Genomic DNA, 22,977 nt, shown 5'->3' with positions numbered 1-22,977 from the left:
ATCGGATGACAAAAACGTATGATCTGACAGTCATTGGCGGAGGGCCTGGCGGGTATACTGCCGCCCTTCAAGCGGCTGAGCGCGGACAGAAGGTTGCTTTGATTGAAGAGGATTTTCTAGGCGGTACTTGTTTAAATCGGGGCTGTATTCCTTCCAAGACACTGCTTAAACATGCAGAAGTCATTGAATCAATTGAGAAGGCGAAAAGCTGGGGAATTGAAACAGGTGATTTGGTCCTTTCCTTCGATAAAATGAGAAAGCGCAAAGATGACGTCATTGAAAAGCTTAGAGGCGGAATTGCTTTTCTATTAAAGCAAGGAAAGATTGATGTATATAACGGCAGAGGTACAGCTGTTACAAAGCACCGGATTGAGATTGAAAAACAAGATGGTTCAGAATCGATTGAAACGAAAGAGCTCATCATTGCCACTGGATCTTCACCTGCCATTCCGCCAATACCGGGGCTTAAAGACATTCAATTTGACACAAGTGATACGATCTTTGACATCCCTGATATTCCTGCTTCTGTCGTCATCATTGGCGGCGGTGTCATTGGACTTGAGCTGGCTTGTATCTTCCAGAGTCTTCAATCAAAAGTCACGATTATTGAAGCGGCTCCGTCCATTATTCCGCAAGAGGATGAGGAAGCATCTAAGCTGCTAGAAAAAGAATTAAAGAAAAAAGGTATCCATATCGCGAAGAAAACCACTGTGACAGAGGTGACAGAAAGCGAAGGAGTCAAAGCGGTTCATGCAGCAGACGATAAAGGGGAGACGCATATCTTTACGGCTGAAAGACTGCTTGTTTGTGTAGGAAGAAGACCTAGTGTATCTGCTGTCAGCAAGCTTGACCTTCAGCTGGATGGTCCTTTTATCAAGGTGAATGACAAGATGCAGACAAGTGTGGAAGGTGTCTATGCAGTGGGGGATGTCGCTGGCGGTTATCAGCTGGCTCACGCAGCGATGGCAGAAGCCGCTGTTGCGGTCAGTAATATTTGCGGTGTGTCTGAAAAAATGAATGCTGATGTCATGCCTAGATGTATTTATACATTACCAGAGGTAGCAAGTGTCGGTCTGACTGAGAAAGAGGCAAAAGCCAAAGGACTTAACGTGCGTGCAGAACGATTTGATTTAGCGGCAAGCGGTAAAGCACTAGCGGCAGGTGATCAAACAGGCTTCATTAAATTGGTATACGATACAGCCTATGGTGAAGTGATTGGCGCGACGATGGTTGGCCCGCACGTCACAGAGATGATTTCAGAAGCTTCCTCCTTTATGTATTTAGAAGGAACAGCAGAAGAGATGGCGAAAATGATTCATCCGCATCCGACCATCTCAGAAGGTTTTTATGAAGCCGCTCTTGATATCGTGAGTAAGCTGAGAAAATAATCAAGGGATAGGGAGGAGATGCATGTGCACGTCCAGCTTCATCAGAAAGCGGCACTTGTGACAGGTAGCACAGATGGATTTGGAGAAGCCATCTGCCTGGCTTTAGCCCGGGCAGGTGCACATGTTTTTTTACACACGTTTCATGATGAATCAAAGGCTAAAACCATTCGTGAAGACATTCAAAAAATGGGCGGTCAAGCGAGTATCATTCAGAACCCGCTGGAAACACCGCGTGATGCCACACGGATGCTGAGGCAAGTGATTGATACATGCGGTAAACTGGATATTTTGGTCAATCAAGCAGAGCAAGGAGCGGGAGCAGAGCTTGATGACGTGAGCCCTGATGAGTGGGTGGATGAAGTGGAATCGGCTGTGAATACCGTCTTTCTTTCCAGTCAGGCTGCCGTATGGCATATGGTTGATCAGAGGCAAGGCTGCATCATTAATATATCGTCATCAGGCAGTATCACAGGAGATGGCGGGATCTCGCATGCTACATCGAATTCTATGCTGAATGCGATGACAAAAGGGTTAGCGAGAGAATTTAAAGACAAAGGCATCCGGGTGCTTGCGCTGCTGCCGCCTCCTCTCCATTTGGTTCCTGATACAGAGCAAATTAAGGAGACTGTGGCCCATATGACGGTGTTCCTCAGTACATCCTATGGTGCATTTACAGATGGCGCGGCGATTATGCTTGATGGGGGTGAGAGCGCTGGCTAATGTTCAAAAACCAGTTCTCATCGTTGGCGGAGCCCAAGGGATCGGAAAAGAAATTGCTGAGCGTTTTTTAAAAGAAGGGCACCAAGTCGCCGTGTCAGATATAGACGAAAAGGGACTTTCGCTCTTAAAGACACAGTATCCTCAGCTGCTGACATTTCAAGCTGACGTTTCATCGTGGGAAAGTGTTCAGCAAATGATATCAGCAGCTGAAAGGGAGCTGGGCGGTATTGCTCACCTTGTGTATTCAGCAGGAATGACCAAATCACTGCCTTTTTTAGAAGTTGATTTTTCACTTTGGAAAAAGACACTGGCTGTGAACTTATATGGTCTTTACTATTGCATCAAAGCGTTGGCACCCTATATGTGTGAGCGGCAGGAAGGCAGTGTTGTCATTATTGGATCGGGATCTGCAATAACAGGCTCAGGAGGCGGCATTCAATATTATGCATCAAAAGCAGGTGCATTTGGATTGATGCGTTCGCTCGTAAAGGAACTAGGCTCGCATCATATACGGATCAACGTGATTGCCCCCCGCGTAATTGAATCTCAAATGCTTGATACGCTCTATCCTACTGTAGAGGAGAAACGGCAGCTGCAATCACTCATTCCCATCGGAAGATTAGGAAAACCTGAGGATATCGCAGGACTCACTTTATTTCTCACACGTGGCGAGGGGAGCTATTTGCACGGACAAATTATCCTGTTAGACGGAGGGAGAACGTATCAGCCGAAATATACTGAGGGAAAAAGAGCGGAGAGTTAATCGCTCTTTTTGTCATTTTCATAACAATTGTTCCAATTGGAAACGAATGTTTGGTATACTGGTAATCATAGTATATTAAAAGGATGATGTCACATGCTGAATTGGGAAGAAAGACGACAGCTCGTCAAAGTTGCTCATCTTTATTATACAGACGGGTGGACGCAGCAGGAAATTGCAAAAAAGCTCAATGTCTCAAGACCAGTCATTTCAAAGCTCTTACAAAAAGCAAAAGATGTGGGAATCGTTGAAGTGTACATTAAAGACGAAAGCATTCATACGGTGGAGCTTGAAAAGCAGCTAGAAACAACCTTTCAATTAACAGATGCGGTCGTTGTCCCAAGTGTCGGGACAATGTCTGAGATGGTGAAGCGGGCAGTCGGTCAAGCAGGCGCCTATTATTTGTCTAAAAACATGAAAAATGCGGAGAAAATCGGTATTTCATGGGGAACGACGCTTGCTGAGCTTGTAAAAGAATATCCGTTTGAACGAAGAAACGATGTGAAGGTCATTCCTTTAGAGGGCGGAATGGGCAGGCAGGCGGTCGACATTCATGCCAATCAGCTGGCATATGAGCTGGCAAAGAAAATGAACGGCACGTGTTCCTATTTATATGCTCCTGCGATTTTAGAAACAGAAGAATTAAAAGAACGGCTTATGGCGATGCAGGACATAGAAGCCGTGCTTGAAGAAGGCAGAAATGTGGATATTGCCCTCATCGGTATTGGCAACCCGCATAAAGGGTCAACTTTAAAAACAGTCGGTTATTTAAAAGAAGAGGACTTATCTGGTTTAAGGCAATCAGGGGCAGTCGGTGATATTGGTTTTCGTTTCTTTGATGGAGAAGGAAAACCTGTCCAAGATGAACTGAATCAAAAAGTCATTGGCTTATCGCTGGAACAATTAAAGAGCGTCAAAACGGTCATCGCTGTTGTAGAAGGAACCCATAAAGCTGAAAGTATTTTAGGGGCTTTAAATGGCGGCTTCATCCAAGTATTGGTGACAGACGAACTAACGGCGGCAGCCATTTTAAAGGAAGCATCCGTCCAATAAAAGGCTGGCAGCGTTCGAATGGTATAACAAGAGCAACATCAAACGAGAAAGGAGCTGTGTATCTTGAAGAAAACCGAAATGGAAGCAAACCTACATTGTACTCGGTGCCAAGAAGAGACCCTCCACAGCATCGTTTATGTGAATGATCAGATGAAAAGCGTTGAGTGTACAGAGTGTCATCAAAAGATCAGTGTGAAAGTCGACATCATGAAGGAATTTTACAAGGAAGTATACGAGAAAATAGCGACAAAGCCAAAGCGGATTACGCAGGAATATAAGTCGAACCTGAATGGATTTATCTCAAGACTCCCAATCCGCGTGCTTAGTAAGCCATATCGGCTCATGAGATATTTAAACGAATCATACAAAGTGATCAAACAATATAAAAAATGAAGCAGAGCACTGTTTAGCGCTCTGCATCCGCGTGTAGGCAAACCCTCGCATTCTTTGTCAGTCCTCCGTTCCTGTGCTCACGAATGTTACATTCGCTCCGCTCCGGTACTCGTCTTTCCTAGACTGCAAAGGTTTTCTATCACGCTGAGAAGAAGGAAAAAAGCAGAGCACTGTTTAGCGCTCTGCTTTTTTTTGTGTTTTTTTCATATAATAATAAATAGGCAGTCCAGCCATGCCGATCAGCATGGAGATCAGGCAGCTTTTCCAATCGGTGATCATGGTGCTGATTAAGACGAATAATGAACCGATAATCGCAATGATCGGTGTCAGCGGGTAAAGTGGTACACTGTAAGCACGCTTCATTCCGCTGTTTTGTTTTCTCAGTTTAAAGACGGCGAAAAAGGCCATGACATAAAAGATGTAGATCATGAAAATCGATACTTCAGACAGCTTTTCGGGATTACTGACGATCATAAACACAATGGCGATCAAAATTTGCACAAATACAGCGATCCAAGGTGTTTTAAACGTTGGGTGAATCCGCGAAATCGCGTTGGCGAAAGGAATCTGCTTTCGTTCTGCCATCGCAAAAATCACACGTGGGAATGAAAGAACCTTGCCGTTCAAACAGCCAAAGATACTAATGATGATCCCAATACTAATGATTTTCCCGCCAATTGGCCCAAAGAGCATGGTAGCAGCAGTGCTTGTCGCATTTTCACCTAACTGGACGATTTGATCAGCTGGCAGCACGTGCAAAAGTGCGACATTAATAAAGAGATAACAAGCCGTCACGATTAAAATTCCGCCTGCCATTGCACGAGGAAGCAGTTTCTCAGGGTTCTTCATTTCACCCCCAAGCGCAGCTAGTAAAATCCAGCCATCATAGGCAAACAACGTAGCCAAAATCGCTGCACCGAAGTTCATTTGAGCGATACTATCGTTAACAGCCATAAAAATATTTTCGTTACCTTTCCATAGGCCAAACACAATAATAGCGGCAATTGGGACAAGCTTTCCGATAGTGGTCAGCCCCTGAACAAATCCGCCGTATTTTGTTCCCATGATGTTGATGATACATAAAAATAAAACAGTGATAATGCCGATCGTTGTAGACCACAAAGTCGAAAGAGAAAATAAATTGGCTAATAATGAACCAAAATATAGACCAAGTGCACCAATGATGGCTGGTCCGTAAATAATAATCTGCACCCAGCCGCATAAGTAGCCCCAAAATTCACCATACACTTCTTCAAGATAGGCGTACAAACCGCCGGTTCTCGGGATTTGTGTACCAATTTCAGCGACAGTTAGTCCGCCTGCAAGGGTTAAGATTCCACCTAACAGCCAAGCGAATAAGGCGATGTCTGAGCTTCCTGAATAGGAAAGGACGTTGCCTGGCTTCATAAAGACGCCTGACCCGATAATGGTCCCGATGACAAGAGATAGGGCGAAAAATAAGCCGATGTCTTGTTTTAACGCTGGTTGTTCTTTGTTCATTACTCACGACCTCCTGCATCACTTTCGTACGTTACTGTGACATGTATTTTGTTCATTGTAATACGATTTTAGGAAAACAAGAATTAAAAAAATTTTCTGATTTTCGTATTTGTATTTAAAAGTGTTCTTTTATTGGAGATATTAGGGTAAAAGGCGTGTTAAAAGCGAACAATAAAAGTTTATTTTCGATTTAATGTTAATTTAATGGCCGAAAACCGAACATCCAGTAAACGTGTGATCAAATGGTTGACTTTTCTTGAAAAATGAACTATTTTATTCATAAGGATATTATCTCGAATTCGAGATAATTTAAAATAGGAGTGAAAATAATGAAAATAAATGGGATTCACCACGTATCTGCGTTAACAGCCAATGCTCAGAAAAATGTTGATTTCTACCGCCAAATCCTTGGCTTAAAACTTGTAAAGAAAACAGTCAATCAGGATGACCCGTCTATGTACCACTTGTTTTATGGAGATGAGGTCGCTTCACCAGGAACGGAGCTAACATTCTTTGAAATTCCAATGCTTGCCCGCCGTTTGGAAGGGACAAATGCGATCACAAGCACAGGCCTTCTCGTTTCTTCTGAAGAGGCACTCACGTTTTGGGAAAAGCGGTTTGAAGATAAAGGCGTGCAGCAAGAAACAGCTTCCTTGAGAGGCGGAAGACCTGCTTTGCGTTTTAAAGACCCAGAAGGGCAGCAGCTATTTTTAACAGTAGAACCGAACGCACAAGAAGAAGGCTCACCGCCAGTGCATGACGATATTCCGGCAGAGTATGCGATTAGAGGTTTAGGTCCAGTTGAATTAACTGTTGCAGAAGCTGATAAGACGATCCGTGTTTTAACAGACATCCTTGGATTCACTGAAAGAGCACGTGAACAATCAAATGATGGTAAGATCGTGACCATTTTTGAGTCAGGAAATGGCGGTGCTGGAACAGAAATTCATGTGATCGAAAAAACAGAAGGGCCTTCTGAACGTTCCGGCAGAGGCAGTGTGCATCACGTCGCATTTCGCGTGAAGGATGCAGAGGAGCTTGAAAAATGGTATGAAAAAATATCAAAAGCAGGCTTCACAAACTCTGGTGTTGTAGAACGTTTTTACTTTAAAGCTCTTTACTTTAGAGAGCCAAATGGTATTTTATTTGAAATTTCAACAGATGGTCCTGGGTTTACAGTCGATGAAGGGGTGGATGTACTTGGCGATCAATTAGCCCTTCCGCCATTCCTAGAGCATAAACGAGCAGAAATTGAACAAAGATTAACGCCAATTCAGTCGTCATAAAAAAAGCAGCTCATCAATTGAGCTGCTTTTTCATTAGGAACTGACCTGCTTAGATTCAGATTGTGTTAATGTGACCTGCTTTGTTTCTTGTTTTCCGTTTCGAATGAGGGTGATGCTCACGGTATCTCCTACTTTTGCATTCGTGTATAGCTCATGACGTAATTCGCTGCCAGTTTTGATTTGTTTCCCATTGATGCCGGTAATGACATCCTCTGACTTTAAGCCAGCTTTGGCGGCAGGTGAACCTGCGGCAATATCTTTGACGTACACGCCTTGATCGAGCTGACTGCTTTTGAGTCCGAGTGTTTCTTTCTGATACACATTTGGAACTTGTTCGAGATCCAGCATGCTGATGCCGATATATGGACGTTCAATTTTTCCTTTTGCGAGAAGCTGATCAGCGATTGGTTTGACATCATTGATTGGCAGTGCGAACCCAATGCCTTCTACACCTGTTTCAGAGATTTTCATACTCGTGATTCCCACAACCTTTCCGTCTGTCGTCAGAAGCGGGCCGCCGCTGTTACCTGGGTTAATGGCTGCATCTGTTTGAATGACATTAATGCTGCTTTCGCCTGCTGATGTGTTCATTGAGACTGTTCGGTCGACACCGCTGACAATTCCTTGTGTCACTGTTCTTGAAAGATCTTCACCAAGCGGGTTTCCGATCGCAATGACAGTTTCCCCAGCACGCAGTGAGGAGGAATTGCCTAATGCCGCAACCTTTGTCACATGACTGCTGCTAATTTCCACAACGGCTAAGTCAGTGAGCGGATCAGCTCCGACCAGTTTTCCTTCAATGGCTTTGCCATCATGTAAGGATACGGTTAATTTATTTGCCCCTTCAATGACGTGATTGTTTGTTAAGACATAGGCTTTATTGCCTGATTTTTTGAAAATCACTCCTGAGCCTGTACCGGTTTTTTCCTCTTGACTGCTTTTGTTTTGCTGCGATTCATCGAAAGGCGTATTGAAATCGCCAAAGCTCGTGTCTGTTTGCGTTTGGTAGTTTGTAATGCCGACAATAGCTGGTGATACATTTTCGACCATGCTGGAGATGCTATTTGATGAATTTGATGTTTGGACGGCTGTTGTTTTTGACGAATTCGTGTGATTTGTCGATACTGCTTCTGTTTTCGCTGCCGAATCATTTGCAGTGCTGTCTGATGAATGCTGAGCATATGGCGTAAGAACGTAAATGCTTAACGCTAATATACCGCCCACAACACCGCTGACAAATGGCTTAAACCAGCCGTTTGGCTTTTTCTGTTTTTGAGGTTGTTCAATTTTTTGTCGTTCATGAGAAGGGTGTTTGTCATCTTTGTGCTGTGTCATTTAAATCACTCTCTTTCATTGATTTTTTCATGTATGTGTTCTAGGTGTTTTACCGTATGTGGTGGAGACTGACTTTATCGTAAGAAAAAAGTGTGGGATAAAAATGAAAACATTGTGGGAAATTGTTAAAATAAGTAGTGAATCTAAGCAAAATAGAGGAGATTAAACTGTGGAGACAATCGGAATTATTGGATATGGAAGTATGGCTGATATGATGGTGCAAAAGTGGCTGGAAAATGGGGTGCTGCATGCTCATCAAATTATAATTCATACAAGAAGTGAAACGGAGCGCCTGCTTCAGCTCAAAGAAAAGCACCAAGATATCAACATTTGTTCATTAGACGACCTTTGTGCGTCATGTGATATATTGTTTGTCTGCGTGCCGCCGCTTGCAGTACTTGATGTTCTGGATCAGCTGCCTTCTCAAGCGAGAGCGGTACATATTGTGTCAGTAGCAGCAGCTGTGACATTAGAAAAGTTACAAGCACATACAACACAGCCAGTGTCTAGATACATCCCAACACTCACGTCAGCTGTTGGAACGGGCGTATCACTTGTTGCGCATGGTGCAGCCGCAGGACGTGAGGAAACGGAGCGTTTGCACCGTCTGCTTTCAGCTTTTAGCATCGTCAGGGAAGTAGAGGAAGACCGGTTTGATGCGGCGAGTAATTTGACAAGCTCATCTCCTGGTTTTATCGCTGCTCTTTTTGAAGAAATGGCGAAAGCGGCTGTGAGAAATAGTCATCTTTCCTTAGAGGAAGCGAATGAATTTTTAACGTATGCCCTTTTAGGTACCGGCCAGATCCTTGTAGAACGAGGCCTAACCTTTGCTGAAACTGTCGACAGAGTGGCGACAAAAGGGGGAATTACAGGAGAAGGTGCAGAGGTCATTCAACAGCAGGCACCTCAGATGTTTGATGATTTATTTACACAAACCATGAAGAAATATGAACAGCTGAAATCGCAGATCAATGAAGCGGATAAACACCACTAAAGACATAGTTAGTGGTGTTATATTTGTTAAAAAAATCCTTTCTGAGAAAGTCTTTTGACCTGTATTATCTAAGTCTAAATTCCTTATTTTCAGACATTGTATTGAAAAATCAATCAAGTTCTCATATAATTTTTTAGAAAATTTAGAAAAATATACACAAATTTTATGTTTAATTAAAGGGGGATGGGAATGAAGCTCTATCTATCTGTCGATATGGAGGGAATTACTGGTCTAGCTGATCATACATTTGTTGATTCACGCCAGCACAACTATGAGCGGGGCAGACGCATTATGACGGGTGAAGTGAATGCTTGTGTAGAGGCGCTTCTTCAGCATGGTGCAACCGACATTTTGGTCAATGACAGTCATTCTAAAATGAATAATCTTTTGATCGAAGAACTGCATGAAGAGGCAGTTCTCATATCAGGTGACGTAAAGCCTTATTCAATGGTGCAAGGATTGGATCAAACCTATGATGCCGCTGTTTTTTTAGGCTATCATGCAAGGGCATCAATGAAAGGTGTGATGTCCCACAGTATGATTTTTGGGGTCAGACATTTTTACATAAATGATCAGCCAATTGGGGAAATGGGCTTTAATGCGTATGTTGCAGGCTACTATGGTGTTCCAGTGATTCTTGTTTGCGGGGATGATCAAGCAGCACGTGAGGCAGAAAAGCTGATGCCTGGTGTGAAAACAGTGGCAGTGAAAGAGACCATCTCAAGATCTGCTGTGAAATGCTTACCTCCTGCCAAAGTCAATAAACAAATCTCGCAGCAAGTGGAAGCCGCGATGAAACAGATTGATCAAATGAAGCCGCTGACGCCTCCTGATCAGCCGCTGCTTAAGATTGAGTTTGCCAATTATGGACAAGCTGAATGGGCGAATTTAATGCCGGGTACTGCCATCATAGAAGGAACAACGACGGTGACGTACCAAGCAGACAATATATTAGAAGCCTATCAAGCGATGCTTGTCATGACAGAGCTTGCCGCACGTACAACATTTTGTTAAGCGAGGGGGAGACAGCAGATGGCCAGCTTTTTGCTCAAGCGTTTTATTGCGATGATCGCTACAATCTTAACGATTACGACTTTAACGTTTATTTTAATGAAGGTCATCCCAGGATCACCTTTCAATGAAGAACGAAATACAAACGAAACCGTCCAGCGAAACCTCGAAAGCTACTATCACTTAGACGAACCACTCTATGTTCAATATGTCATCTATTTAAAATCCATTGTTACCTTTGATTTTGGTCCTTCCATTAAAAAGCCTTCTGAAAGTGTCAATGATCTATTGGCGAGAGGCTTCCCAGTCTCATTAGAACTTGGTCTTATCTCAATATTGATTGCTGTTATCTCTGGCATTCTGCTAGGGGTCATGGCTGCCCTCCGGCATAATGGTTTGATTGATTACATCGCCATGACCATTGCTGTTTTCGGTATATCCATTCCAAACTTTATCTTTGCTACCCTATTAATTCAGCAGCTTGCTGTCAATTTGAAGCTCTTTCCTACAGCGATGTGGACAAGTCCAATGCATATGGTGCTGCCTACAATCGCTCTTGCTGTCGGCCCAATGGCGATTATCGCCAGGTTAACGAGATCGAGCATGATTGAAGTGCTGTCGCAAGATTATATCCGTACGGCCAAAGCAAAAGGACTTTCTCCCTTTAAAATTGTATTTAAGCATGCGCTTCGGAATGCACTTTTACCCGTTGTGACCATTCTTGGAACACTTGTCGCAAGTATTTTAACAGGAAGTTTTGTCATTGAAAAAATATTTGCCATTCCTGGAATGGGAAAATACTTTGTCGAGAGTATTAACAACCGTGATTATCCTGTCATCATGGGAACCACTGTTTTTTACAGCATTATTTTAATCACACTTCTCTTCATTGTCGATGTGGCGTATCGTCTCCTTGACCCAAGGATTCAGCTGCATCAGAAAGGAGGAAAGGCATGAGTATACACCTTCAGCATGATCCACCGAACAGACATCCTGAAGTGCCGGACGAATGGTTTTCTCCTCGAGAGCAAAAGAAAACGGAAGCCCATGCCATTAAAAGACCCTCTCTTTCATATTGGGCAGATACATGGAGGCGGCTGAAGCAAAATAAGCTTGCGATGTTTAGCCTATCGGTCCTGATTTTTCTTTTTGTCATGGCAGTCTTAGGCCCATTGCTTGCGCCAAATAGTGTGACAGAGCAGCGTCTTTCGATGCAAAATCTGCCTCCCTCGGCTGCTCACTGGTTCGGAACAGATGAGCTTGGACGAGATGTGTTCACACGCACTTGGTACGGAGCACGCATTTCGTTATTTGTGGGCGTCATGGCAGCCCTGATTGATTTTGCCATCGGCGTGATTTATGGAGGCATAGCTGGCTATAAGGGCGGCAAATACGACCATGTCATGATGCGGATTGTCGAGGTGCTCTACGGACTTCCTTATTTACTCGTCGTCATTTTATTGATGGTGCTCATGGGGCCAGGGCTTGTCACCATTATTGTAGCGCTCACTGTCACCGGATGGATTGGAATGGCAAGAATTGTGAGAGGTCAGGTTCTTCAGCTGAAAAGCCAGGAATATGTCCTTGCCTCAAAGACCTTTGGTGCCAAAAGCCTGCGGATCATTCGCCGTAACCTGCTGCCGAATACGATGGGGCCCATTATCGTTCAGATGACCCTGACTGTACCGACCGCGATATTTGCTGAAGCGTTCCTAAGCTTTCTTGGTTTAGGTATTCAAGCACCGTTTGCAAGCTGGGGCGTGATGGCCAATGATGCATTGCCGACTGTGCTGTCAGACAATGGACATTGGTGGCGTTTATTTTTCCCGGCATTTTTCATTTCACTCACGATGTTTTGCTTTAACAATTTAGGTGATGGCTTGCAAGATGCGCTTGATCCAAAGATGAAGAGGTGAAGCGCTTTGAAAAAAGTTCTACAAATTATCGATCTGCACGTCAGCTTTCGGACATACGGCGGTTCAGTTCAAGCAGTACGTGGAGTGAATGTCGATGTATATGAAAAAGAAACCCTAGCCATTGTGGGAGAATCAGGATGCGGAAAAAGTGTGACATCACAAAGCATCATGAGGCTTCTGCCTGCATACAGCGCGCATGTTGATCAGGGAGAAATCTGGTTCCAAGACCGCAACTTGCTGTCATTATCTGAAAAAGAAATGCGCGCCATACGAGGTGTCGATATTTCGATGATCTTCCAAGATCCGATGACGGCTTTGAACCCTACCTTGACAATAGGGGATCAGCTGATGGAGGCGGCGAAGGAGCATCAAAAGCTGACGAAAAAAGAAGTGCAAGAAGCCGCCATACAGATGCTTGATTTGGTCGGTATTCCGCAGCCGAAGGAGAGATTAAAGCAATACCCGCACCAATTCAGCGGGGGAATGAGGCAGCGGCTCATGATTGCCATGGCACTGATTTGTGAGCCAAAGGTGCTAATCGCAGATGAACCGACGACTGCGCTGGATGTGACCATACAGGCACAAATTTTAGAGCTGTTTAAAGAGATTCAGAGGAAAACAGGGGTTACCATTATCTTAATCACACACGACTTAGGGGTCGTAGCCCAAGTTGCCGACAGGGTAGCGGTCATGTACGGAGGGAAAATGGTTGAAACCGGAACAAGGCAAGATATTTTTTACAGTCCGCAGCATCCTTATACAAAAGGGCTCCTGCAATCCGTTCCAAGACTTGATATGAAAGATGAACTTATTCCGATTGAAGGAAGCCCGCCTGATTTATTTGCACCGCCAAAGGGCTGTCCGTATACCGATCGCTGCCCGGCTGCCATGAAAGTGTGTGATCATATCATGCCGCACGAAACGCAGCGGACACCTACTCATACAGTGCATTGCTGGCTCCAGGATGAGCGAGCGAACCAAGCGATGTTATCTTCAACACAAAGGGGGAGTTTTTGATGAGGAAAAAAGGGTGGATCATCAGTATTTGTTTGTTTATCATCATGCTGCTCGCTGGATGTACAGCCAATGAGCAAGCAGGTAAAGGATCATCAAGCAACAAGGATGAAAAGAAAGTATTAACCTTAAATAACGAAAACGAGCCGACGTCATTTGACCCGCCGATTGGTTTTAATAATGTATCGTGGCAAGGATTGAATAACTTAATGGAGGGATTAACGAGGCTGAATGAAAAGCACGAACCATCTCCTGCAATGGCGGAAAAATGGGAGATTTCAGATGACGGCAAAACGTACACATTTCATTTAAGAGACGGCATCAAGTGGTCGAATGGTGACCCAGTGAAAGCGAGTGACTTTGAATATGCGTGGAAGCGCCTGCTCGATCCGAAAACAGGCTCTTCTGCATCGTTCTTAGCTTACATGATTGAAGGCGGAGAGGCATTTAACAGCGGAAAGGGAAAGAAAGAGGACGTAAAAGTCAGTGCTGAAAATGACAAAACGCTAAAGGTCACACTGGCATACCCGCAGAAATCGTTCTTAAATATGACCGCAAACCCTGCCTTTTTCCCTGTCAATGAGAAGGTAGCTGAGAAGGACCCTGACTGGGCAAAGGATGCCAAAACCTTTGTTGGGAATGGACCGTTTCAGCTGACAGAATGGAAGCATGATGAGAGCTTCACTATGGAAAAAAGTGAGACGTATTGGGACAAAAAAACAGTCAAGCTGGATCAGGTAAAGTGGCTGATGATCAGTGATCGAAACACTGATTATCAAATGTATCAATCGGGAGATTTAGATACTGCCTTCGTCCCAGCAGAACAAAGTGAAAATTTGCTGAAAAATAAAGATGTGCAAATTGAAGATCAGGCCGGACTGTTCTTTTATCGTCTGAATGTGAACATGGAACCTTTTCAAAATAAGAACATTCGCAAAGCCTTTCAAATGGCGATCAACCCGCAAGATATCGTGGATTATGTAACGAAGAATAAAGAGAAGCCAGCTCGCGCCTTCGTTTCGCCAGGGATTCTAGATTCAAAGGGTGAGGATTTCAGAGAAGCTGGCGGTGATCTTGTCAAACAAGATACGAGTGAAGCTGCGAAGCTATTAGAAAAAGGGCTGAAAGAAGAGAACTATTCAAAGCTGCCGCCCGTCACATTGACATATAGTACAAAGCCTGAGAATAAGAAAAAAGCTGAAGCCATCCAGCAGCAATTAAAAGAAGCGCTGGGTGTGGACGTGAAGCTTGCAAACATGGAAGCCAATGTATTTGCAGAAGATCAAAAGGCACTGAAATTCCAATTCTCGCAAAGTTCATTTTTAGCAGACTATGCAGATCCGATCAATTTCCTAGAGAGCTTTCAAACAGGAAATGCGATGAACCGGACTGGATGGTCAAATGACACCTATGATCAGCTGATTAAAAAGGCGAGCCAGGAAGCAGATGAACAAAAAAGAAACAGCATCCTTCATGATGCAGAGGCACTTCTCATTGAAGAAGCACCGATCATTCCAATTCATTTTTATAACCAAGTTCATTTGCAAAAAGAGGGTGTGAAGGGAATTGTCCGCCACCCTGTTGGGTATATCGATTTGAAATGGGCGCAAGTAGGAGAGTAATTAAAGGAAATGAGGAACACGGACGCTTTGAACCAAAGCGTCTGTTCCTTTATTCGTTCATTTTATGGAGAAGATGCCCATAGATTGAAAGAAACAAAGAGAAAGAGGGGATTGGCATGAACCAGCTGCCAGCAGCACTTCAAACAGGGGATACGGTGGGGATTATTGCACCAGCAAGCCCGCCTGATGAATTGAAATTAGCAAAAGGGATTGCCTTTTTAGAAAGCCTCGGGCTGAAGGTGAAAAAAGGAAAGTATCTCGATTGCCGGTACGGGTATTTAGCAGGTCGTGATCATGAAAGAGTGGAAGATCTTCATGGAATGTTTCAAGATCCAGAAGTCAAAGCGGTTATTTGTGCCTGCGGAGGGTACGGAACTGGAAGGCTTGCGGAAGCCATTGATTATGACCTCATTCGCCGGAATCCAAAAATCTTTTGGGGTTATAGTGACATTACATTTTTACATACGGCCATCCAGCAGCAGACCGGTCTTGTGACCTTTCATGGTCCAATGCTTTCCTCTGATGTGGGACTTGAAGAGGTCCATCCGTATACGAAGGATACCTTTTTGCAGCTGTTCACGCCGAAGGCCTTTACGTATACGCATCACTTGTCACCTCTTCATACCTTTTACCCCGGTACCGCTTCAGGTGACATCGTAGGAGGGAATCTTGCTCTCATCGTGACAACACTTGGTACACCTTTTGAAATTGATACGAAGGGGAAGCTGTTGTTCATTGAAGATATTGACGAAGAGCCCTATAAAATCGATCGCATGATGCAGCACCTCACCTCTGCTGGAAAATTGGATGATGCGGCAGGATTCATCATTGGAGATTTTCATCAATGTGAACCAAAAAAGAAAGACCAGTCCTTAACCTTGGAACAGCTGTGGGAGAACTATATTGTACCGCAAAAGAAACCTGCACTTGGCGGCTTTCGGATCGGTCATTCATCACCCAACTTTGCCATTCCAATGGGCGTGCAGGCTGCATTAGATGCGGAAGGGAAAAAACTGCACATTTCCCCAGGGGTCGCAGCGAAAGAGGCGATCAAATGAAAATTGTGGATGTTCGTACATGCAGAACGAGTGTACCGCTAAAAAAGCCTTTCAAAACCGCTTTAAGAACGGTGTATGACGCAGCATCTCTGATCGTCATCATCACATATGATCAAGGTGACGTCAGCTACGGAGAGGCAGTTCCCACATCGGTGATTACAGGAGAAACGCTGGAAAGCATCGACTATGCCATCTGTGAAGTCATCAGACCCATTTTGCTCGGGGCTTCCTTGACAGAATATGAACAAATCTTTTCTGCTATGAACCGCGTGCTCGCATGCAACACAAGCGCAAAGGCTGCGATCGATATGGCCATGTATGATGGATTAGCAAAGCAGGCAGGACTTCCGCTTTATCAATACCTTGGTGGATATCGTCATCAGCTCGAAACCGACTATACGGTCAGTGTAAACCGGCCGCTTGAGATGGCAGAAGATGCGAAGCAATACGCAGCTGAAGGCTTTCAGACGTTAAAGATCAAAGTGGGAAAAGATGACATACACACGGATATTCAGCGGATCAAGCGGATTCGAGAAAAAGTCGGGCCGGATATTCAGATCAGGCTCGACGCAAACCAGGGCTGGACGTGGAAGGAAGCGATCATAGCCATTCGAAAAATGGAAGCGCTGAATATTGAACTAGTAGAACAGCCAGTGCCAAAAGAAGATATTGAAGGTTTGCGCCGTGTGACGGAAGCAACTGAAACATTGATTATGGCAGACGAAAGCATTTTCAGTTTCCATGATGCGATCAAGGTGCTTGAAACGAGAAGCTGCGATCTGATCAATTTAAAATTAATGAAATCAGGCGGCATAAAAGAAGCACTAAAAATCAATGCCCTGGCCGAAGCCTACGGTGTTCAGTGCATGGTTGGCAGTATGATTGAGTCAAAGCTTGGCATTACAGCAGCCGCACATTTCGCCGCGAGCCAGCCGAATATCACCCGCTGCGATTTTGATGCCCCGCTTATGCTGAAAGAGGACATGATAGACGGAGGAATCGTGTACAAAGGAAAAGATATATTTTTACCGCTGCATCATGGGTTAGGCATTCAAGGGGTGAAAGGAGTCTCGTGATGATATATGAATCAAAGGTTCCAGTCGCTAACGTATGGACAGCGCCGCATTCGCCGAGAGAAATCGATCGAAAGGTACTGCAGGACTCCATCAATATCAAAGAATGGATTGACCAGCAAACATACGAAGAAAAATTGGCTTTATGTGAAGAAAACTTGATTCAATCTCAAGTACTGCTCGGCGAACGAGTGATTGGATTAGAAAAGACAGATGGCTGGATGAAAGTCGTCATTCCGCAGCAGGCCAGCCGGAAACATCCAGAAGGTTATCCAGGCTATATACCTGCTGAGCAATTAATCCAAGTAACAGAGGGAAATGCGTCAGCTGTATCTCTTATCGTTTGTCAGAAAAAAGCCACGCTATATCAAAACGGGAAAGCAGATATGGAGATTAGTTTTTTAACAGAGCTGGCAGCAGTTAAAGAAACAGATGATCAATTTTATGTTGTCACCCCGGTAGGAATAAGAGAAATCAACAAAGCGGATGTACGCCCAGTATCGCAAGCTTTCTCTATGAGCGGCAAAGATGTCGTAGACACAGGAAAACAATTTATGGGCCTTTCTTATTTATGGGGAGGCATGAGCAGCTTTGGCTATGATTGTTCAGGCTTTGCTTACAGCATGTACAAAGCGTGCGGATATCTTTTGCCGAGAGACGCAAGTGACCAAGCAGTTCAAGGAACGCCGGTTACATCAAGTCATTTAGAAGAAGGCGACTTGATGTTTTTTGCAAATGAAAACGGAAAGGGAGCGGTCCGCCATGTAGGGATTTACGCTGGGGACGGGATGATGCTTCATTCGCCTAAAACCGGCAGACAAATTGAGCTTCTCTCCCTTTCTGGCACTTCATATGAAAAAGAATGGGCAGGTGCAAGGCGGTATTTACCAAGCGAGAGGAGAAGCGATCATGACAGTTGAACCACTTTTACAAGTAAACAACCTTAAAAAACATTTTCATCTTTCGAAAGGGAGAACCTTAAAAGCGCTGGATGGTGTCTCTTTTCACTTGAAACAAGGTGAAACCTTTGGTCTCGTTGGTGAGTCTGGCTGCGGCAAATCCACACTTGGAAAAGTGCTCATGCGTCTTTATGAACCAACAGATGGTGAAGCCTTATATGAAGGGAAAAGTCTTCACCACCTTTCTAAAAAAGAATCATTTGATTTCAACCGGCAAATACAAATGGTCTTTCAAGATCCGTATTCCTCCTTAAATCCGAGACTGTCAGTAAAAGATATTATGCTGGAGCCAATGGAGATTCATCAGCTTTATGGCAGTCAAAAGAAAAGGATTGCCCGCGTGCAAGAACTGCTCGAAGCGGTAGGATTAAGCTATGATTTTGCCACCCGCTATCCGCACGAATTTAGCGGGGGACAGAGGCAGAGAATCGGCATTGCAAGAGCACTTGCCTTAGCGCCAAAGTTTATTGTCGCAGATGAGCCGATTTCTGCACTAGACGTCTCCGTTCAAGCGCAGGTCGTGAATCTGCTGAAGAAACTGCAAAAAGAGGAAGGATTAACATTTCTCTTTATTGCACATGACTTGTCGATGGTGAAATATATTAGTGACCGGATCGGTGTCATGTATTTAGGTCATCTCGTCGAATTGACGACGAGTGATGCACTATATCAAACACCGCTTCACCCATATACACAAGCCTTGCTGTCTGCAATCCCTATTCCAGATCCTGACGTAGAGGACAAGCGCAAAAGGTTTATTTTAAAAGGAGAAATTCCAAGTCCAGTGAACCCGCCAAGCGGCTGTGTATTTCGAACAAGATGTCCTGCCGCGATGGATGTGTGTGCTGAAAAAAAGCCGGCATTACAAGCGGTGGAAGAAGGACATGAAGTCGCCTGTCATTTATATAATAGAAAATAGGACAAGCTAGACAAAAGCCAGCAAGTAGACAAGCTGTTCTACATGCTGGCTTTTTTAATAGATGAACGCCGAATAGGCAATGTGCAGCATCTGAAAGAGCCGCCGGATTTAATAATTTCAGAAAAGTCCACTTCAATAACAGTGTATCCGTGAGCGGTTAACGCAGCATTTGTTTCTTGGTTGCTGGGCAAGCTGATCACTTTTTTCTGCCCAATGGATAAAACATTTGGTCCAAGTGTGAATTGCTCTTGTTCACTGATTTCAATCAAATCATAATACGTTTTGAGCAGCTGGAGATCCTTTTGCTTGAACGCTTCAGGATAAATGATTATCTCGTTATGAGACAGAATATTCATCACACAATCAAGATGCAAAATGTGAGGAGGAAGGTGAATCGGAATGATGTCATGATCCGGCAGTTCCTTTTTGAGCTGGTAGATAGCGGCTGGACTGGTTCTTTTGCTCGTGCCAACAAACACACGGTTCTGATCCACAAGCACATCGCCGCCTTCAATCGTTCCGTCTGTCAAAGTGACAGCTGACCATCCTTTTGCCTGTGCCCATTCTTTTAGGTATTGTTCTTCCCCTTGCCGAACCGGAGCGGCCATACTTGAAACAAACAGTGTATGTCCAATCGTAAACCCAATATCCCGAGTGAAGACTTGCTCAGGGAAGCGGTCATTCGCAGGGAGCAGGATGGGCCGTACTTGATGATCTTTAAGCGTTTGGATCAATTGCTTATGCTGAGCGACTGCTTTCATTTGAGAAATATTTTCTTTCGCAAAATGTTTCTGGGTTTCATTAATAATTTGTTTGATTTCCATATAAATAGGACTGCATAAAAGAACTTCCTGTAAATCGTCATATTCACTCATGCATTGCGGCATTTTGTATACTTGTTCTGCTCTCATAGAATCCATCAAATGGCCTCCTTGTTCGTTCATAGTTCTATTATTCCTTCTTCTAGTCATGGTTGAAACATTTCCGAAAGAAAATCTCTCACATAAGACTAAAGCAAAAAGTTTAGACAAACCTAAAAGAATAGTGTTTAATAAAAGTCGTTCCGCATTCACGAAAACAGCAAGAAGGAGCTATGATGATGAGTGAAGAAAATTTCAAATACTGCAAGGAATCGAAAGTTGTTAAAACCAGCAGGGTGTTCCCTCTCGATACGAATAACCACGAAACGTTATTTGGCGGGAAATTAATGAGTTATATAGATGACATTGCCTCCATCTCGGCAGCAAGACACAGCCGCAGTGAAACGGTCACAGCTTCAATGGATTCTGTTGACTTTTTAGAGCCGATTGGACAAAAGGAGTCAGTATGCTTGGAATCCTATGTCACATGGGTTGGCACGTCTTCTATGGAAGTGTTCGTCAAAGTCATTAAAGAAAACTTGATGTCTGGAGAGCGCAGACTCGCAGCGACTTCATTTCTGACATTTGTCTCATTAGATGAAAACGGAAAGCCTAAACGAGTCCCGCAGGTGATGCCAGAAACAGAGGAAGAGATCATGCTTCATCAAACAGCGAAGCAGCGGGCAGAGGAAAGAAAAAGCCGCCGAAAGCATAGTAAGGCGCTTGCTGACGCACTCGGGACAGATAAACCTTGGGCGTAAAAATCACCCTTTAAGCGGTGATTTTTTTCTATGTCAGTATCTTGCATGGCAAGATAGTGTATGGTAAGATGAAGCTATCTTGTGATGCAAGGTACTGGAATCGGAGGAACAATCATGACAACATCCACACAAATGCTAAAAGGAATTTTAGAAGGCTGCCTGCTGTCGATTATTTCTGAGGGCGAAATTTATGGGTATGAAATGACGAAGAAGCTCGCGCATTATGGGTTTGATCAAATAAGTGAAGGCAGTATCTATCCGATTTTGCTGCGTATGCAAAAGGAACAGCTGGTGACCACCGTCACAAAAGCGTCAGCAAGCGGACCGAAAAGGAAATACTATTCGCTCACACAAGCGGGTGAACAAGCACTCACAGAGTTTATTGCCCGCTGGGATGAGCTTTCAAAAAATGTAAACCGCTTATTACAAAAAGGGAAGTGAGATTATGGTATCAAAAGAAACAAGACACATTCTACTAGAGCTGAAACTCTATCTCATATCAAAGGGAAAAAATCAGGATGAAATCGATGAGCTAATGGACGAACTGACAACACATGCAGTTGAAGCTGAAAAGGATGGGAAAACAGGTGAGGATGTGTTCGGCGGAGATCCGCGGAGCTATGCTGATGAACTGGCACAAGAGCTGTCAGGAAACCATAAAGACTGGGTGCCATTCGTCAGTGCTTTCTTAATTGGATCGCTTTTTTACATGATTTTAGCAGATGCAATCAGCCAAAACTTATCCTATTCTTGGTTTGCTTTGATTGGATATCCGCTCGTTTTAGCCGTCAATGTCATCATGACAATTGTGATGTTTAGAGCATCTGCCTTTCAGACAGGAGGTCGTGCATTTTTTTACTTTTGGATGTTAGGAATCTTTCAGCTGACAGCGATGGTCACAATCAAACTATTGGATCAAAAACTTGGCACACCACTGCTTGTGCTTTCCTCTGGCCATAGGTGGGGCGTCATTTTTCTCATGCTACTATGTATCGTTGTGTTCAATGCAATCTTAAAGGCGAATGTCGTTTCATTGATTCCGATTATCTTTTTCGGACCGCAGCTCATATTCGAATGGATTGGCTGGACGTCACCAAGTATGCTTCTGCTGCAAAGTCTACTATCTCTTGTGATTTTAATAGGGTTTATGCTTATTGTCCTGCGCCGGGAAAATACGAATGTAAACTGAGCACATCTCATACGATGTGCTTTTCTTTTTCTAAAAAAATGTAGAAATGGAATTGTATTTTTCATTACAATGGGGAGAGGACAAAAATGAAAAGGGGTTCTGTTTTTGGATATCGTATGGGGATATGTACTCGTTTTTGTATTGGCTGCTTTGCCTTTTTTTGAAGTGATTGGTGTCGTTCCATTCGCAATCTTAAGTGGGCTGCATCCTGTGACAACGGCTGTGATTGGATTCATCGGCAACTTTTTGACAGTCTTGCTTCTCATTGTGTTCGTGGACCGGTTTAAAGCATGGTGGTTTAAGAGAAAAGAAGAGAAAGGTGATGAAAAGAAAGAGAAAAAGCAGCTGCGGGCGAGAAAAATTTGGGAAAGATACGGTCTGCCTGGATTAGCGCTCATTGGTCCTTTTATCATCGGCAGTCATTTAGCGGCCTTGATGTGCATGAGCTTTGGAACGAAAAGAAAGCAAGTCGCGGTGTGGATGACCGTCAGTTTAATGATGTGGACAGCGCTGGCTGCTAGTTTAACCGGTGCGGGCTTCCATTACTTTGCCCCAGATTCAAATGGGTTGTTCGGAGATATTTTTAGCAAGTAAAAAAGGGAGGGTCATCAATGACACATCAAATAAGGACAGTGCTTGAAACAGAGCGCCTTAAACTGAGAACGATGAATGAACATGATGCGTCATTTTTATATGAGGAGCTATTCCAAGATGAGGAAGTGATGAAGTATTATCCTTCTTTGAAGGATGAACAGCAGACAAAAGAGTGGATTGCATGGAATCAAAAAAATGACGGCATGTACCACACCTCTCTATGGATCATTGAAAATAAAGAAACAAATGAACGACTTGGACAAAGCGGAATTGTTCTGCAAAACATCGAAGGACAAACGGAGCTTGAGATCGGCTATATGCTAAAGAAAGCGGCGTGGGGGAATGGCTATGCTGCTGAAGCCGCAAAAGGCTGCCTTACCTATGGATTTGAAGAAATGAAGGTCAGACGGATGGTCAGCTTAATTCGTCCTGAGAATGAAGCGTCAGTGAAGGTCGCTTTAAAAATGGGCATGAAAAAAGAAAAAACCATTTCAAAATGGGACCAAATCATTGATGTATACAGCATCACACGTAATGGAGAAAACGGCTCGCTTACCGAATAAGCAGAGCCG

At 44.0% G+C, this 22,977-nt stretch carries 24 protein-coding genes; 21 read left to right on the top strand and 3 right to left on the bottom strand.

All coding sequences use genetic code 11. The annotated features are described in order from the left end of the window. Positions 1–5: 5 nt before the first annotated feature. From lpdA to JVX94_RS08310, 5 genes are all read left to right on the top strand, one after another. Positions 6–1,388 carry a dihydrolipoyl dehydrogenase gene (lpdA, locus tag JVX94_RS08330; protein WP_205185213.1) on the top strand — a complete coding sequence of 461 codons (1,383 nt, stop codon included), beginning with the start codon at positions 6–8 and terminating at the stop codon, positions 1,386–1,388. 18 nt (positions 1,389–1,406) lie between these two features. Further along, the gene (locus JVX94_RS08325) at positions 1,407–2,108 is read left to right on the top strand and encodes an SDR family NAD(P)-dependent oxidoreductase (protein ID WP_238409481.1); all 702 of its coding nucleotides are present in this window, start codon (positions 1,407–1,409) and stop codon (positions 2,106–2,108) included. Next, positions 2,086–2,871 carry an SDR family NAD(P)-dependent oxidoreductase gene (locus JVX94_RS08320; protein ID WP_144485432.1) on the top strand — a complete coding sequence of 262 codons (786 nt, stop codon included), beginning with the start codon at positions 2,086–2,088 and terminating at the stop codon, positions 2,869–2,871. Before JVX94_RS08325 ends, JVX94_RS08320 begins: the two co-directional genes overlap by 23 nt. 93 nt (positions 2,872–2,964) lie before the next feature. After that, positions 2,965–3,921 carry a sugar-binding transcriptional regulator gene (locus tag JVX94_RS08315; protein ID WP_024424944.1) on the top strand — a complete coding sequence of 319 codons (957 nt, stop codon included), beginning with the start codon at positions 2,965–2,967 and terminating at the stop codon, positions 3,919–3,921. A gap of 63 nt (positions 3,922–3,984) precedes the next feature. After that, entirely contained in the window at positions 3,985–4,314 is a 330-nt protein-coding gene (locus tag JVX94_RS08310; RefSeq protein WP_095408281.1) for a bh protein, read from the top strand. Between the two features lie 174 nt (positions 4,315–4,488). On the opposite strand, the gene JVX94_RS08305 is transcribed toward JVX94_RS08310, so the two are convergent. After that, positions 4,489–5,814 carry an APC family permease gene (locus JVX94_RS08305; RefSeq protein WP_144470260.1) on the bottom strand — a complete coding sequence of 442 codons (1,326 nt, stop codon included), beginning with the start codon at positions 5,812–5,814 and terminating at the stop codon, positions 4,489–4,491. 329 nt (positions 5,815–6,143) lie between these two features. On the opposite strand from JVX94_RS08305, the gene JVX94_RS08300 reads away from it, so the two are divergent. Continuing rightward, on the top strand, positions 6,144–7,100 hold the full coding sequence (locus JVX94_RS08300; RefSeq protein WP_144470262.1) for a ring-cleaving dioxygenase: 957 nt from the start codon (positions 6,144–6,146) through the stop codon (positions 7,098–7,100). A gap of 33 nt (positions 7,101–7,133) precedes the next feature. Here the strand turns inward: JVX94_RS08300 and JVX94_RS08295 are convergent, their stop codons facing one another. Continuing rightward, positions 7,134–8,435, bottom strand: coding sequence for a S1C family serine protease (locus JVX94_RS08295; RefSeq protein ID WP_205185211.1), 1,302 nt, complete (start codon positions 8,433–8,435; stop codon positions 7,134–7,136). 169 nt (positions 8,436–8,604) lie between these two features. Here JVX94_RS08295 and proG point away from each other — a divergent pair, with 169 nt between their 5' ends. The 10 genes from proG to JVX94_RS08245 all read left to right on the top strand — a co-directional run bounded on the left by proG (position 8,605) and on the right by JVX94_RS08245 (position 19,001). Beyond that, positions 8,605–9,429, top strand: coding sequence for a pyrroline-5-carboxylate reductase ProG (gene proG, locus JVX94_RS08290; protein ID WP_205185209.1), 825 nt, complete (start codon positions 8,605–8,607; stop codon positions 9,427–9,429). Between the two features lie 189 nt (positions 9,430–9,618). Further along, on the top strand, positions 9,619–10,443 hold the full coding sequence (locus tag JVX94_RS08285; protein WP_144470268.1) for a M55 family metallopeptidase: 825 nt from the start codon (positions 9,619–9,621) through the stop codon (positions 10,441–10,443). A gap of 18 nt (positions 10,444–10,461) precedes the next feature. Beyond that, on the top strand, positions 10,462–11,397 hold the full coding sequence (locus JVX94_RS08280) for an ABC transporter permease (RefSeq protein WP_041116384.1): 936 nt from the start codon (positions 10,462–10,464) through the stop codon (positions 11,395–11,397). Further along, positions 11,394–12,356 (top strand): ABC transporter permease, encoded by a 963-nt coding sequence (locus JVX94_RS08275; protein WP_034281490.1) that lies wholly within the window; start codon positions 11,394–11,396, stop codon positions 12,354–12,356. The genes JVX94_RS08280 and JVX94_RS08275 overlap by 4 nt, the downstream gene beginning before the upstream one ends. Positions 12,357–12,362: 6 nt before the next feature. Then, positions 12,363–13,373 (top strand): ABC transporter ATP-binding protein, encoded by a 1,011-nt coding sequence (locus JVX94_RS08270; protein WP_205185207.1) that lies wholly within the window; start codon positions 12,363–12,365, stop codon positions 13,371–13,373. Then, a complete protein-coding gene (locus JVX94_RS08265; protein WP_203129708.1) occupies positions 13,373–14,992 on the top strand; it encodes a peptide ABC transporter substrate-binding protein in 1,620 nt (539 codons plus the stop codon). Before JVX94_RS08270 ends, JVX94_RS08265 begins: the two co-directional genes overlap by 1 nt. Positions 14,993–15,108: 116 nt before the next feature. Next, entirely contained in the window at positions 15,109–16,050 is a 942-nt protein-coding gene (locus JVX94_RS08260; protein WP_205185205.1) for a S66 peptidase family protein, read from the top strand. After that, positions 16,047–17,126, top strand: a complete 1,080-nt coding sequence (locus tag JVX94_RS08255) for a mandelate racemase/muconate lactonizing enzyme family protein (RefSeq protein WP_095408290.1) — start codon at positions 16,047–16,049, stop codon at positions 17,124–17,126. The genes JVX94_RS08260 and JVX94_RS08255 overlap by 4 nt, the downstream gene beginning before the upstream one ends. Beyond that, positions 17,126–18,043 (top strand): C40 family peptidase, encoded by a 918-nt coding sequence (locus JVX94_RS08250; protein ID WP_205185203.1) that lies wholly within the window; start codon positions 17,126–17,128, stop codon positions 18,041–18,043. Before JVX94_RS08255 ends, JVX94_RS08250 begins: the two co-directional genes overlap by 1 nt. Continuing rightward, positions 18,033–19,001 (top strand): ABC transporter ATP-binding protein, encoded by a 969-nt coding sequence (locus JVX94_RS08245; RefSeq protein WP_095408292.1) that lies wholly within the window; start codon positions 18,033–18,035, stop codon positions 18,999–19,001. Before JVX94_RS08250 ends, JVX94_RS08245 begins: the two co-directional genes overlap by 11 nt. Before the next feature lie 38 nt (positions 19,002–19,039). On the opposite strand, the gene JVX94_RS08240 is transcribed toward JVX94_RS08245, so the two are convergent. After that, positions 19,040–19,921, bottom strand: coding sequence for a dimethylarginine dimethylaminohydrolase family protein (locus JVX94_RS08240; protein ID WP_095408293.1), 882 nt, complete (start codon positions 19,919–19,921; stop codon positions 19,040–19,042). Between the two features lie 179 nt (positions 19,922–20,100). On the opposite strand from JVX94_RS08240, the gene JVX94_RS08235 reads away from it, so the two are divergent. The 5 genes from JVX94_RS08235 (at position 20,101) to JVX94_RS08215 (ending at position 22,968) form a co-directional block, all read left to right on the top strand. Next, positions 20,101–20,622, top strand: a complete 522-nt coding sequence (locus JVX94_RS08235; protein WP_048238873.1) for an acyl-CoA thioesterase — start codon at positions 20,101–20,103, stop codon at positions 20,620–20,622. 114 nt (positions 20,623–20,736) lie between these two features. Then, positions 20,737–21,063 (top strand): PadR family transcriptional regulator, encoded by a 327-nt coding sequence (locus tag JVX94_RS08230; RefSeq protein ID WP_095408294.1) that lies wholly within the window; start codon positions 20,737–20,739, stop codon positions 21,061–21,063. Between the two features lie 4 nt (positions 21,064–21,067). Beyond that, entirely contained in the window at positions 21,068–21,811 is a 744-nt protein-coding gene (locus JVX94_RS08225; RefSeq protein WP_205185201.1) for an HAAS domain-containing protein, read from the top strand. A gap of 105 nt (positions 21,812–21,916) precedes the next feature. Next, on the top strand, positions 21,917–22,405 hold the full coding sequence (locus JVX94_RS08220) for a small multi-drug export protein (RefSeq protein ID WP_095408296.1): 489 nt from the start codon (positions 21,917–21,919) through the stop codon (positions 22,403–22,405). A gap of 17 nt (positions 22,406–22,422) precedes the next feature. After that, positions 22,423–22,968 (top strand): GNAT family N-acetyltransferase, encoded by a 546-nt coding sequence (locus JVX94_RS08215; protein ID WP_205185198.1) that lies wholly within the window; start codon positions 22,423–22,425, stop codon positions 22,966–22,968. Positions 22,969–22,977 lie beyond the last annotated feature (9 nt).

It is taken from the genome of Bacillus sp. PDNC022 (assembly GCF_016919285.1).
Classification (GTDB): Bacteria; Bacillota; Bacilli; order Bacillales; family Bacillaceae; genus Bacillus; species Bacillus safensis.
Note: the sequence above shows the minus strand (reverse complement) of the source record. Positions and strands in the feature narration are given on the sequence as shown.